This is a genomic window from Aquimarina litoralis (assembly GCF_019295435.1).
GTDB lineage: Bacteria > Bacteroidota > Bacteroidia > Flavobacteriales > Flavobacteriaceae > Aquimarina > Aquimarina litoralis_A.
Map to the genome: position 1 here is coordinate 89,480 of NZ_WEKL01000010.1, position 15,253 is coordinate 104,732.

6 protein-coding genes are annotated in these 15,253 nt (G+C 33.5%); all 6 read right to left on the reverse strand.

Annotated elements, in window-relative coordinates; all coding sequences use genetic code 11:
* Positions 1 to 3: 3 nt before the first annotated feature.
* Positions 4 to 3,468 (reverse strand): hypothetical protein, encoded by a 3,465-nt coding sequence (locus GBO31_RS07730; RefSeq protein ID WP_219007756.1) that lies wholly within the window; start codon positions 3,466 to 3,468, stop codon positions 4 to 6.
* Between the two features lie 78 nt (positions 3,469 to 3,546).
* Positions 3,547 to 5,826 (reverse strand): PKD domain-containing protein, encoded by a 2,280-nt coding sequence (locus tag GBO31_RS27180; protein WP_219007757.1) that lies wholly within the window; start codon positions 5,824 to 5,826, stop codon positions 3,547 to 3,549.
* 199 nt (positions 5,827 to 6,025) lie between these two features.
* Positions 6,026 to 6,883 (reverse strand): glycoside hydrolase family 16 protein, encoded by an 858-nt coding sequence (locus GBO31_RS07740; protein ID WP_219007758.1) that lies wholly within the window; start codon positions 6,881 to 6,883, stop codon positions 6,026 to 6,028.
* Between the two features lie 13 nt (positions 6,884 to 6,896).
* On the reverse strand, positions 6,897 to 8,354 hold the full coding sequence (locus GBO31_RS07745) for a glycosyl hydrolase family 16 (protein ID WP_219007759.1): 1,458 nt from the start codon (positions 8,352 to 8,354) through the stop codon (positions 6,897 to 6,899).
* Positions 8,355 to 8,453: 99 nt separating this feature from the next.
* A complete protein-coding gene (locus GBO31_RS07750) occupies positions 8,454 to 11,639 on the reverse strand; it encodes a glycoside hydrolase family 2 TIM barrel-domain containing protein (RefSeq protein ID WP_219007760.1) in 3,186 nt (1,061 codons plus the stop codon).
* Between the two features lie 347 nt (positions 11,640 to 11,986).
* Positions 11,987 to 14,857 (reverse strand): triple tyrosine motif-containing protein, encoded by a 2,871-nt coding sequence (locus tag GBO31_RS07755; RefSeq protein WP_219007761.1) that lies wholly within the window; start codon positions 14,855 to 14,857, stop codon positions 11,987 to 11,989.
* Positions 14,858 to 15,253: the final 396 nt, after the last annotated feature.

The following is a 15,253-nucleotide window of genomic DNA, read 5'->3' on the forward strand; positions in this document are numbered from 1 at the left end:
TCTCTACTTTAAAATAGTTTTGTCAATATTTACTTTCACACTTTCTATTTCTCCAGTTCTTTTAAATAGTTTTTGAGAGATATCTACAGGTAATCTTACATCTGGATACGTAACCAGAGATCCATCTACATAAGTAATTTCTATACCTTTTTCTGCGGATAATCCATAAACAATTGGTACCTGACAATAGGTAAAAGCTAATTCGTGTCTATATAATTGTAACTGTCTTCTATTCAGATGTACATCTACATATTCGAACATCTTTGGATCCTTTATAAACTCTCCTATTCTTAATAAACTGGGATAGAATTTTAGCGTTCCTTCCTTTACCGAAATTCCTAGTTCGCCCATTCGACTAAGAATATCTTCTTTTACTTGCCCAGTCATTCCAGGCTGTTGAGCTCCTTTTCCTTGTGGTGTATGAGAGTATGGATCTGTTGGAAAAGCTCCGTACAATTCTGGAGATTTATGAACTCCAATACCTTCATTTATTTCATAATAATGCTCTAATAATCTTCCAATGATCTCAGCACTTTCATTTTCTTCTATAGCTTTTAAGCAACATTCTTGTACCGCTAATAGTAATTTGGATACCATATGCCAGTAAATAGATCCTAAACCTTCATATCCAAAAAAAGTACCTGATCTACCGGTAAATGCTTTATGATTAAAAACTTCTTCGAAAATTTCCAATACCAGTGATTCATCTTTTTCTATTAAACTATGATACCCTTTTAAAGCAAGTTTTTCTAATGCTTGTTTTAAACTATCTGCATTATTAAAATTTCCATTAAAATGAAAATTACCTTGTATATCTTTTTCTATTATTTGTGCATTTCCATCGGCCAATAATTGCTTTAGTAATACAGATTTCTCTATTTGATTTTCTGAAACAACATTCTTCTCTATAAACTTTGGTAATTCTTTATTTGGGTATAATAAATAGCTGTATTGATCTTCTCTGAATAATGCGCTTCTTTTTAAGGCATCTAAAACAAGAAGATTTTCTTTAGATGACAAATATCCTGAGCTAAGCACGGCAACCTGTCCTTCTAACATTTCACTTAGATATGAAATTGAAATTTCTTCATCGTTAGTAACAGTCATTAAATTGTAAGCATGATATAGGTTATCAACTCTCTTATTGGCTTCTATCGAATGTTCCAAATACAAAAGACTAAGACTCACAAAATTTCTAAGATCTTGAGCTACTATTTTCTCCTTTTTACCAGAGAATCCATGATTATAAACATGTAATCTATAATCACTTCCGGCAGTACCTAGTTTATCTAAAATGAGTCTTCTGTCAGTATCTGATATTTTACCTGAAAGTATCGATTGAGAGTTATCAAAAGTTTCATACACTTCTATAAAAAAATCTTTTAATTCTGTGGAAATTTCAATTTCTTCAATCGATGATGTTGCCAATAATTCTTTAAAAAAGAAAAGAAACCTTCGTAAATAATATAATGTTACCATAGAAACTCCATTACCAACTAGAGCATTATTAGCATCATTCCATTCTGGACGTTGCGTATTGAGCCAAATACCGGCTTCGGGAATAAAATTAGAGAGCTTGGCAAGCATTGTCACTAAGATTTTCTCAATGAAATTCACATGATGGATAGTCTTATGGTTACTTAGTAACAATGCTCCGTCGGCACCAAGCTCAGTTCTTTTGTTTCGTATACTTCTATCAAGTTCATAATCAAACACTATTGTATCTTTTGGATCCTGTAAAAGTTCTTGATATGGTTTAATCTTATAAGGTACATTAGCGTATACGAACATATCTTGACCTAAAAAGTCTTGTAATCTATTTGGATAATAGTCTTGAAAAAATTCTAAAAACTTTAATAGGTAAATAATTTGATGATCACCCCAATAGCCGATGTATGACCATGGATCGTGTTCTTCAACAATTTCCCAATCGATACCACCTTTTGTAATTCTATAAGGATTATACCCGTCAAAAGTGCTGGCATTTAAAAATTTGTGAATCATACTTTCCACAAATTCGGGATACGAATGCGCTAAAGCTTCCCAGTTCTGAAAAATATCTCTCCAGTTCCCCTCATAATCTAGGATTTTGGACCCGTCTATTTCGCTTTGAGTATTTATTGAGAATCTATTCCAAGGGCGACTTGGATCACCATGCCTTCTACTAAATTTTAAAGGCATATATTCTAAGGCAAGTCTAATAAAGTCTTTGTCATTATTTTTGTACGCTACCTCTTTTAGTTCAAATAGCGTAAATACATCTGGAAAATCTTTTAAAAGCACTTCACTTTTATTGTACACATCTGTATTAGCAGTTTCCAGATAATTGGTGAAATCTATTTTTTCTATGGTATAGTTAAAATCAAAAATACCACCTCTCATTATATTAAATAAGGCATTAGAATAATGCCTAGCATTTCTTCTTTTATCTGCTGTAAGCTGAAAACCGTCTGATGCAGAAACTAGATTTATTAGTTGTTCATTTCCTAACGAAATATCATTATGTATTTCTTGGATAATATCATCATTCAAGTAGAGCTTTTTGGAAATCTCTGCTACCTGTGATGGCCCTTGATTGACATTCGCGACAGTTATCCAGTTTTTAGTATTATTTGATTCTAAATTGATCGTACTATTGATAAAATACGCTCCTTTTTCTGCCTTTATATCAATTTCTTCAAGGATATCTTCTCCTTTTCTATAAGCATCTAGTTGTAATGATGATACTAAGTATTTAGGCTTTTCTAGACCTTTAGACCAAACTATATTTGCTTTTAAGGCTTCACTAGGCTCCGCTCGATCAACTATAATGGCACTTAAAGTATAAATACCAAGACCGCTTGTTTTTACAAGTTCATTTCTCTTATAAGCATCAACAAGGTTGCTTCTTATAGCTTGTAAATCGGTATGAACTCCATAAGGCATTATGTTTTGTAATCCATCTAATATTTCTATTTCAATGGCATGATCAGAGTTATTAATCAACGAACTTTTCTTTACAAAACCATATTTATTGCTAGAACACCACATATAGGTATATGTAATCTCTAAATCATGATTTATTTCTTCAAATAACACCTTATTTCCATATACACTTTTATAAATATTTCTAGAATACTTATAAACTCCTGTATACCTTTCGGAAAACGGCTCCCATATATGTACTCTTCCCTCCTTTTGCAGTCTGAAAATCGATTTACTACCTGTAATATCCGATGATTCAGTAATCTTATCATCGGTATAATACGGAAAAATGGAATGATCAGAATCTTTTCTTCCTGCTGATAATCCTCCGTTGCTAGATATAAACATCCAATGATTGGAATCGCTAACAATACTCATAAAAAAGGGGCGCATGATATCATTATTAGCTATCATATAAAATAGCTCATTATCTATCGTAACGCTTTGAAGTTTTACCTCTTTAGTTCCTATTCCTTCTGGTAATATTACTGCATCTTTTACCATTATTGTCTTTGATTTTGGTATTTAAATAAGGCCAAGTGTGTTAGCTCTCAGCCTTATTTTGTTCGAAAATTTAAAATATTAATTTGGGGTAATGTTAAAATCATCTAAGTAGAAAGTAACATCTGCTGGTGTTGTTCCTGGATCTACATTTCCAGGTTTTACAACAAGCATGGTATACACAGATTCATCAGCAGTATTCGGAAATCCGTTGGCTGATAAATCAAAAGACATTTCCACCCAGTCATTATCAGTGGTAAGTGTTTGAATATACGGTGCCGGATTTCCAATAGAACCATCATTAGGAATCGCTACAATTTCTAAACGAATTTCTTGGTTTGGTAACGTAGCATATATCTTAAAGGTAATGGTTGCATTGTTTGAAAAACTACCAGCTGCAAAAATATTTTGAAAACCTCCAAAACCATCTGCTCCTGCAAGTTTTGTAAATCGATATACTTTATCAGAAGTATTGATTCCTCCAGAAACAGGATTGTCTATAATTTCTCTAGATTGATTTGCTCCAAAGGAAATATTAAAGCCTTCACAATTTTCGAAATCTACAGGAAAAGAGGTCACATCTGCATTAGGTCCTCCAGTACAACCACCTCCAGTACCTCCAGAACTATATAATCTAAAGTCATCTATAAAATAGGTTTCGGTGGTATTAGTATTTAATTCAAAGAACAATATAATTTTATCATATTTCCCGCTTTCTCCAGGAGCAAAATCAAAGGTCAATTCTTCCCAGCCACTTGCTACAGTGGTTACCGCACCAACCTCGATATTAATGGCAGCATTCGCTTTATCTTCTAATTTTACAAGCACATTGGTACCAGCATTAGGAGACCATACTTTCAATCTAAAGCCAGAATTTGCATTAAAGTCAAACTTTGAATCAAAATCAATTTGATTATTGGCAAATAATGCAGCTCCTGATCGATCGATTTGACCAACTTTACAAGATTTATTTACGTTATTATCAAAATCAGGATTATCTACCCAAGATAAACCAGCATCAAAGGAGCCAATACTTGCCGTTGGATCAGTTTGGAATGTAAGATCAAAATCAGCAGCATTTAGAGATTGACTAGTTTCAGGGACACAAGGATCCGCAATCATAACAGAAACTTGCTCAATATCATCTACATAAAAAGTTCCAGCTGCCGTACCTGGACCATCCACAAAAATTACCATATCATTATAAGAAGCAGAAGAATTTAATGTGAATGTCAATTCTTCCCAACCGGTACCTCCATGATTCTGTGCATTTTCTACTGGGGCCTCGGTACCATCCTCAAATTTTAATAAAATTGGTAGCGCCTGATTAGAAAACAATTTCATTCGTATTCCTTTATCTGATGAAAAATCAACAGCTGTATCTAGATTGAAAAAAGCATTTTCCCAATTTGCACCTACATTAGTGATTTGTCCAACCATGGTTGGTTCACTATTGACTCCTGATAACTCAGGATTTTCAACCACTGTAAAGGATACGTTACCCACAATTTTCGTTGCATAATCGATTCCATTGCAATCAAAATCTATTGGAATTTCTAACAAAGTCTCTGTACAAGGAATATCTGCCGTATCAACTTGTGAAATATCATCTATATAAAAGGTTCCAGATGTGGTACCAGGTCCATCTACAAACATCGTAAACCTTGAAAACGAATCTCCAGAATCAAACGTAAAATATATTTCTTCCCATCCAGTTCCTCCATGACTCGCTGTGGTTTCCACATCTCCACCAGTTCCTTCTTCGAGCTTCAATAAAACATCGATTGGAATATTCGACCAGAATATCACTTTTACAGATTTTTGTTCTGCTAAACTTAAGGGTTCTCCTAAATTAAAAAAGAAACCTTCAAACGCAGCTCCGCTATTTGTAATTTGTCCTACATTTGATGTACTTGGATTTGCTCCAGTAGGATCTGGATTTTCGACAATTTCGAATGCTGCTCCATTGAATGTAGTAACATCATAATTGACATTGGTATCATCAAAATTAATAGGAAATGTAATGGGCAAAGGAATATTTATAAATATTTCATCTTCAAAAGTACCTTCTGCCCCAGCTACATTTTTTGCAGTTAATATTACAGTATAGTTTCCTGTTGGATATATTTTAGTTGGATTAATTTCGGTAGAAGTTGTACCATCTCCAAAATTCCAAGTATAACTATCAGCATTTTCCGAGAGATTGATAAAAGATACAACACCTGTGTCTTGGTTGATAGTTTGTGCGAAACTTGCAGTAACCTGTGGTAAGCTAGCATCATCATCATCTTCGCATCCCAAAAAAGCAACAGCCACTATTAAAATCCAAATTATCTTTGTTTTTGTGATAAACTGTTTCATATGTTCAAATTTTATTGTTTTTTATATGTCATATGTAATTCGCCATTAAAAACCTTGGTGAGTATTACCATTTGAATCTTATGGCTCATTTCATAGATATTATTGTTTTAGAAGTTACATGCAACTTACCAAGTAATCATTGTAGCGTGTATCAAGATCCTCTTTAATGGTTCGTTTCATGTTTTCGTATTGATTAATTTTAGTTTGTATTTATAGATTCATATACTCGTACATAGTCTACCACCATGGTTTGAGGAAAGACTGTTTCTTCGCTTGGCGGTCCAGGTAAGTTACCACCAACTGCAAGATTTAAAATAATGTAAAACTCTCTATCGTTAAATACCCATTCTCCTTCTCCATCTGTTTCTTCATTCACTTCTTCAGGAGTAATTTGATAGTATAATACATCATCGACATAATAGTTTATATAATTTGGTCCCCATTCTATTCCATAAATATGGAAGCCTGTGTCTACCCTATCGTTTTCTAGTGTATATGTTTTTGATATAGAGCTTGCCGCCGAGTAACCTGGTCCGTGGACTGTTCCAAATATTTCTGTAGGGGCATCACCAGTATTCTCCATAATATCGATCTCACCTATCTGTGGCCAAACGCTACCGTCGCTATCATCTCCTAAAAGCCAAAAGGCAGGCCACATTCCCTGACCAAATGGTAATCGGATGCGCGCTTCAAAACGCCCATAACGCTGTTGGATTTTTCCTTTGGTTTGTAATCTTGCAGAGGTATATTGTGCTCCATTAAAATCTTCTTCTTGAGCTGTAATCAACAAAAAACCGTTCTCTACAGTTACATTTTCGGGTCGATCTGTATAAAATTGCAACTCATTATTTCCCCATCCGGGAAGCCCTTGTTCTGAGCCATCACCAATGTCAAAATTCCAAAAAGACGTATCAATCTGGCCATCTATATCAAAATTATCTTCTGCTACCAAATTATTAAATCTGGCTACCGTTTGAGTATCATCAGTTCCACAGCCAATTAAGAAAAGACACGGTATAAAAAGAGCTCCTATTATTTTATTTAAATTCTTATTCATTTTTAAATTGTTTTTACTCTCTGTAGAAATAAATATTATCAACTATAAAAGAACTGCCATTTGATATCAAAGCAACTCTTGCTATATTGTTCAAATTGGGAGAACCAGCAAATCCACCTCCTGTAGGTTGGGTAAAGGAATTGATAGGTATATCTATTCCAACCCAAGTACCTTCTATTAATTCTGAGTTGGGTACAACGAATCCTCCTCCTGTATCATCTCCACCTCCATCTGCGTCATTAGCTCCAAAGTCAATTAATTCAACAGTAAGTGCTGGACTTGTAGGACTACTAAGCTGTACATCTATGTGTAAATGTGTCATAGCAGATACATCATTTGTACCATCCCAACCAAGTCCAACAAAGCCTAAATTATCGTACGTAACGATCTGATCATTATTGAAATTTTGTGTTTGGACCTGTACATTTGGATCATTGAATACAGCAAAGTTCAAGTTGTTAACACTGGTGTATGCATCACTAAATATGGATATAACATCTCCAGGATCTCGTGCTGGAGGAGTATCTGCTCCAACAAAACTACCGAGTACCTCTAAACTCAAAGATCCCTCAGCCAAAACACCATTAAGTTGACCTGTAATGGTTGTTGTACCTTCACCAACAATTTCAATTGATCCTAATTCATTAATAAAGGCAACATCAGTATTGGAGGACGAAAAATCAAAATACCTTGGTGCAACACCTACGGTAATATCTTCTCCGGTCGGAGCATTAAAAGTTGCTCCTAAATTGTTAATTAATCTATTAGACCCTACAAAACCTTGCTCGGTTAGATCTTCACCGGAAAATATAGATGGTCTGAGTTGAGCTATTGTGCCTAGGTTCTCAAATCGTAACTCATCAATCCAAAAGGTAAAACCAATCTCATTTCCATTAGGCACTGAATCGATTATATCTAGCCCTCCAGCTGAAAAAATAAACATCCCTCTTTCTTGTATTAATTTTGAAGGATCAGGAATCGGAACAATGTATTTTCGCCAATCTGTAGATAATTGAATATTCTGTCTTTCAACTGCAAACTTATTTTCTTCAAAATCGGTCCCAAAACCTACTAAACCTATAGTAGCAGTTACAGAGCCCTTAGCCCAAAAGGATAAAGCTGTATACCCTGTTAAATCTCTTCCTACACCTCTATCCAGAAATATACCTCCTACGAAACTCCCATTCGGATCATTTGCTGCTGGCACATCAATTCTTATGGAAGAGTTTCCTTCAAAAGCTACATCATCATCAGTTCCAAAAGCTTCGGGATTAGCGCCTAAAGCAGGGTCAAATGATCTAAAAAATTCGTCTGTAAGACTTACAGGACTATCTGTGAAAATGTCAGCAGTATTTGGAAAGGTTGCAAAAACCGCTTCGTCTGAAAGGTTTCTTTCACAGCCAACGAGTAGTACTAAAACCAATGTCAAAGAGAATATGGTTTTCAAGTTAATCTGTTTTCTATTCTTCATTTTCATCTGTTTATATTATTGTTTTTTCAAAGTCAGATGGAATCGCCAATAATCATTTCAATTAGTATCCACTTCATTGTTATGGCTTATTTCATCTGTTTATTTTCCTATGTTAATGTGTATGTACGTTCTGATCTCCCATTCGTTACCGTCGTCAAATCCAACTGGACTTAATATAGGTTCTGGAGGGAATGTATTTGGTGGTACTGCTGTGGGCGAATATCGAGGAGAAAACTCATTTAAAGAACGCCAAGTACCGCGAAGCCCAATTCTGGTGCTTGGTAGGATAAACCAATCTGGTTTGCCAATAGATGTTGATATATCCAACATTAATTGTACTGGATATGTTAAGTTAAAATCTCGATGATAATCATAAGGTCCCCAATCATCTATTTGAAAGGTATGTTGAAACATCCACTTTTTATAAATCACACGTATATCTCCACCGATTCTATCGATTTCTCTAGCATCACTACCATTTGCCTGACCATTACCAGCATATACATTTGCAACCATCCCTAAATCAGGATTTATTTTAGATACGATTCGTGAACGTGCTTCCCATAAATCTCTAGCTGGTACAGAACCAGGAAACGCAAATATGGTACGATCTGCTAAGAATCCGATGTGTGCATCCATTGTTGTAGGAAGATGCCAATAGGTAAATCCTAAATTAAAAGCCAATTTAGCATCTTCCTTTCTGTCATTATCCCATTGATAAAACCAAGATCCAGGAGTAGGATCATAAGTAAATAATATCTCTCCTGCAGTTGTTTTTCTGTTTGCTCGCACTACAAATGGATCTACAAGAATGTTTCTTAATCTTGCGGTTCCACCTGCATCATTTGGTATCGCATCGACTAAGGGCTCTTGCCATAGAAAATTCGGTGCTATCTGCCAATTCCCAACGGTGTATGTAAAACCGGTTAGAAAACTATTTTGGTTTCCACTTCCGTTGTCTCTCAGTTTCCAACCAGCAAAAGATTGAGTTTGATCTGCTCCTCCATTTGCTACCAATCCAGTGGTAGCACCTTGGGCATACCAATTGAATTTTCCTTTAGAATATGTTATTTTTGCTTTAGCTCCCCAATTGTCTTTGCTATTTATCTTATCTTCATATACTACTCCATCTCTTATATCTTGATAGCTAATATCGTTTAACGGACTACCTGCCCATATACCTCCGAGTGCAAAACCAAATGCGCCAAGATCTCTTTCTACTACCAACGTAGCTCTTTCGGTTGGCCAAGGTGGAATTACACCACTTCTTACCTGATTTGCATCCAATACACGGCTTCCACTTTCGTCCAATGCTATATCCGTCTCGAAATCTCTATGGTAAATACCAGTGATATCGAATTTTTTTATGTTGGTTCGATATTTCAATAACGCAGTAGGATTAGCGCCCCACCATACTTGTGGACCAAATGCGGCTTTTAAACCATCTAAACTTCCTTTACCATTTATTTCCATTCCCAAAATTTCACCATTATAGATATCTAGGTTTGGGCCATAGTTAGCTTCTGGGTACAATCCAAAAAAATCCCCTTCATAACCCCAATGATAGTGACCGGTTCTGTAGAATCCTTTGATGTCAGCAATTTTAGTGTTCCATTCATATTCTGCATTATACACCCGTAACCTATTAAAATCAGTTATTTCAACACCTAAATCATTTACTCCTTCTACGCCTTCTACACCTTGCACCACCACAGGTCTCCCCACACTTTCATAGAATAATTCATTAATAGGATTTCCAGCTACATTACCGAGGATATTAACGTTCACATTGGCACGCATATTAGGAGCGGGTCTACCTTCTACACCTACATAATAGGATTGCATATGATCAAAACCTTGTTGGTTTGGAAATACATTTGCATTAGGATCTTCATTTTCTGGAGTGGTGATCAGTTTACCACCAGTATTAAACGTAGTGAATTCCGCTCTTAACTGGCTTAATCTTATCTTACTGCTACTTTTACCTTCGAGAGCAGCTTTATCTCCTCTTGCTCTTAGCATTGCATCAGTTATCTCAATATTGTTGAAATAATTTCTCATAAAATCAAGTGACATTCCCGATTCATAAGGATTTAATCGATGTACTTCTTTTAAAGCATAGTAAGCTGCTCTTGGATATAACTCATAAAGACCTCTTTCATTGGTGGGTCCTTTGGCACAGATACCAAACCACTCTTCATTCATATTATTATCGCCTTCTTTCCCTTGATCACGACTATAACCTCCATTTGCCCAAGAAGCTGCATTGTCATGAACACTCAGGTTTTCAGTTTGTTTGTATTTCCACCAACCATCGCTAAATTGAAAGGTAAATCCACCTATAGAGTTCCCACTTTTTCCTAAACCAGCGGCATTTTCATAGATATCTTTCCAATTTCCAACATCATAATACGCCTGTGAATATTGATCTTCTTGATTATCTCTTGCATTAAATGCATCTGCACCAAATTCAGAAAAAAGAATAGGAAGGTTTAATTCATTTTTCACTCTTTGAAAAGCATCTCCAAAAGAAATTCCACGATACATATTGGTTCCATAGATATCAATATCAGTACATTCTTCTTTGACAATATCTAAAAAGCCTAAATCACCGTTACAAATAGCTACTGGAGTATTCGGATCTATTTTTTTAACCTCTTTCGTAGCATCATTAAATGCTCTGTATAAAAATCGAGCAGCCAATCTTCCAGTATCTCCTTTATCTTCTACCGGTATATCTTCGGTTTCTGCTCCTGACCAAAATAAATGATAGTTGTTCTCATTACCGATCATGTATATTAATAAACCAGGAGTACCTTTATATGTCTTTGCCATATCTCTGGCCTCTTGCATTAATACTTTTTTAGTATCTGCATTTGCATAATCAGTTTGTGGTACCCAAGCTCCATTTATGGTAAGTCCATAGGCTCCAAACGTAATATTAAGCATTGTATAAATGCCGTAATTCTCATAAATATATTTGATCCATTTAGGTTTCAAATTATACGTTCGAATGGCATTGACTCCCATATTTTTAAGTAAAGACATTTCGCCATCTATAGCAGCTCTAATGATATCATCAGATTTTGCCCAAATTCCGGGATCTGTTATGGTAGAGCCAATTGGAACATAATCCCAATTAACACCATTTACCATGAAATCCTTTCCATTGACTACTAATTTTATTCCTTGTTCATTGTTTACAACAGATACTTGATTAGCTTGTGAGAAACCAAGTGTTGTTAACAAAAAGAATATGATTAATGCTAGAAAATTATTTCTCATTATATCTATTGTTTTTAAAAATGACCGTAAAAATTGTGTAGAAACTTTGCTTTCTGTATTCGCCCCAAGTATCATGTAACATGACTTTTAAATATTAAGTTAAGTGATTGTTTGTGATGTATTCCGTCTGTAGACTGGAGTAAACTTATTTTAAAAAAATGCGAAATCATCAAAAAACACCTCAACAAAAAGCATACAATTCAAATAAATACTTATTTTTTTGAATTATTATCACTTTAAAGCCCGTTAGTCAACGGTTTCAAAGGCACATTAAACAAGCGTTAAAAAAAAGAACAGCGTATTGCTGTATAGGTAATGTATAGGTAAAAAATCTAGCTGTATAGGTATTATAATTGTAGGATATAGTTTACAAGATTCTCTTCGTGCTGTAAATTTAGTTTTTTACGGAGTCTATAACGCTTAATTTCAACACTACGAGCAGATATATTAAACAATGGAGCTATCTCTTTTGATGATAAATTAAGTCTTAGATATGCACATAACTTTAAATCATTTGGTGTTAAATCTGGATGGTGCTTTTTGAGTTTTTTCAAAAATTTTCTGTCTACATTATTAAAAGCTTCTTTAAAAAATTCCCAATTATCATTATGATTAAGATTCTCATCAATTATATCTACAACAGGTTTAATTGCTTTTTGGTCAGAAATATGTGTAAGATGATTTTTAATTTGAGTCAGTAATTCATTCTTTTTTGCCAAATCTATTGTCGATGCAGCCAATTCTTTACTTTTTCCTTCAAATTCTTTCTCTAGCTGTTCATTTTTAATTCTGATAATTTCCTTTTCATTTTGAATATTAGTCAATTCTAATTTTCTTTTATTCTTTTCTATCAGCTCATTTTGTTTTCGTTTATAATACTGTCTATACATTGTATGCATAAAAATGGAAAACAAGATGATTCCTAATATGTAAATTCCTAGCATCAGGTTTGTGATATACCAAGGTTTGGAAATACTAAAGGAATAACTAGCAGTATTCTCAGAAATTTTATTGCCAATTTTAGAACGTACATTAAAGGTATAATCTCCAAAAGGTAGGTTTTGAAATAAGGTTGAAGATGCTTCTGACCATTCACTCCAATCATCATATATACCAACTAACTGAAATTGATATCTTGGTTTTAAATATCGATTATATTCTGGTGCATAATAGGATATTTCTAAGTTGTTTTCTGAGCTCTTAAAATCACCTTGTAACTCTTTATTAAGAAATGTTATCGTTTTATTTTGTTTCTTATTGGGTTGCTGAATAACGTTTTCCAAATAAACCTTAAAACTTTTCACATTCAATTTATTGATATCTGCTGTAATATAACCATTACTAGTTCCAAAAAAGTATGAACTTCCATCTTTGAGGCTCATAGCACTTTCGTAACCAGTAACACAGTTTCTTTCTTCCTTGGTAAATGGTATTTTACTAACTTTTGGAGTTCTGGTTAATGTTCCTTGGGTAATAAAACTGATATTAGACTTGGTAAAAACCCATAAGTTATTATTCGATATATCTAAAATTAACTTCCCCGAAGTGTATTCTTCCTCTGTGTATATTTTGCTCAAAACACTGTCCTTTACGAACTGCTCTTTTTGACCATTATATTTAAAAATCCCTTCTTTAAAAGCATATAATAACTCTTCATTATACTTTATTAATCCAGAGTTTGAACCAATGATTGTAGTATCGTTATGAATATTTTTTACCTCATAAAAACTAGAATCGACTTGTATTCTGAATACTCCTTTATATTCATGATTTACAAAAATATCATCTCCAAAAACCTCAAAATACCTAGATGAATTATGAAACCCTTCAATCCTATTTCTTAATTGCCAATCGCTATCTGTCTTTTCTAAAATATATAAACCATCATAGTTACCTTGTAACAAAAGGTTTGGCCTATCTTTTAATTTACGAATATTCCAAGTTCCCTGAACATTTGATATTTTTTTTGCCTGATTATTCTGAATTGTAAATGTACCGTTGTTATGACCACAAAATAATGTTCCTTCAATTTTATGTAAACACCAAACTTGCCCTTCTGTACCCTCTATAAATCGAAAATCCTCATTTCCGTTTAGTTCTTTATAAAAAAGACCTTGATTAGTTCCTAGATATAAATAATCCTGATAAATAGCTGAGGCATAAACGCTTCCTAAAACACTTCGATTATTCTTATATATCCTAAATGGAGAATCTACATTGATATAACTTATTCCGTTATCTAGTCCTAACCAAATATTTCTGTCAACATCTTCAAAAACCGACAAAACTGTATTATTAGCTAATCCATTATTTTGATCTACTTGGTGCAACAGATCTCCATTACTATCTAAATAAATAAGTCCATCGGCAATAGTTCCAAGAACAAAACTATTGTCTTTAGTTTTAATTGCATTATAAATACTTACTTCAGTGAGTAATTTTTCTGTTTTTGTATTCCACTTTATTAATTGGTTATTTTTGAACTTATAAAAGCCATCATCTCTTGTTAAAATAAGTAAATCATTTGTGTTCCCTGTTATAGAAACGACCTCCTTATTTTTAACAATATCATTATCAATAACACGAAATCCTTTACCATTTTTTATTTGAAAAATTCCTTCTGTAAGAATCTGGAAATAAATACTATTATCAACTTTATATATTTTCGTAATTGTATGATCTGAATCTACAGTATTCACTGAAGCATTCACTACATCATAAATATAAATGCGATTTAGTGATTGAAAAACAATCCAATCTTCAATCTTAATAATATTCCAAAATTCTTCATCTTCGATTAAGTCTACAGCAAGGTTTTGTGATAACGATGTGTATTTCAGTTCTCCCAAATCATCTTTCTCCCAGAACCCAAATTCCATGTAGCAACCCGTATAGATTCTATTTCCATCTGCTTTTACAGATCTTAAAATAGATTCGTTAGGAGAAGGATATACCTTCCATATTGCACCATTAAATTCTAATAATCCTTTATTATTGGCTACATAGATTCGTTTGTCTGAAGATTGACAAACAGCCCAATTTTGACTCTCACCTTTATAAGTTTTTGGTGAATAATTTTGGATAGGAGGTAATTCCTGCGCATTTAAGGACACACAGTAAAGAATAGCTAATAAAAATGATATAATTTTATGATATCCCAATGAATAAAAGAAGTATTTTATCATTACAATAATACGAATTATTAATTCAAGACTCATAGTATCAGTTTACTATTCCAAAATTCAAATTACCAATCACCACAATTAGATCACTAAAAAATACTTCTTACAAAATCTAACTCCAATTATAAAATCTCCTACAATTTAGTCTTTATAAGTACAGTCATTTATATCAAATATGATTAAAAATCCACTCCAAAATATATTTATTTTTTCTAAAACCTGAAGAAAAACGACCTCATTTTTAAAAAAATTATTTTTTATTAAAAATAAAAAAAGAGCTTTTACCAGCTAAAAATCTAATATCATACAACTGTAAAAAACAAAAATAAATACAACATAAAACATTGAATATCAGATAAAAAATCAAGAAAACAGTTCACCATTAATTGAACAAAAAAAGGTTTAAATAATTTTTTGCGAAAATCACATTTT

What these genes read in the sequence shown, in the direction of transcription:
- GBO31_RS07730 (WP_219007756.1), bottom strand. Translation starts at nt 3,468, where the DNA reads ATGGTAAAAGATGCAGTAATATTACCAGAAGGAATAGGAACTAAAGAG.
- GBO31_RS27180 (WP_219007757.1), bottom strand. Translation starts at nt 5,826, where the DNA reads ATGAAACAGTTTATCACAAAAACAAAGATAATTTGGATTTTAATAGTG.
- GBO31_RS07750 (WP_219007760.1), bottom strand. Translation starts at nt 11,639, where the DNA reads ATGAGAAATAATTTTCTAGCATTAATCATATTCTTTTTGTTAACAACA.
- GBO31_RS07755 (WP_219007761.1), bottom strand. Translation starts at nt 14,857, where the DNA reads ATGAGTCTTGAATTAATAATTCGTATTATTGTAATGATAAAATACTTC.
- GBO31_RS07740 (WP_219007758.1), bottom strand. Translation starts at nt 6,883, where the DNA reads ATGAATAAGAATTTAAATAAAATAATAGGAGCTCTTTTTATACCGTGT.
- GBO31_RS07745 (WP_219007759.1), bottom strand. Translation starts at nt 8,354, where the DNA reads ATGAAGAATAGAAAACAGATTAACTTGAAAACCATATTCTCTTTGACA.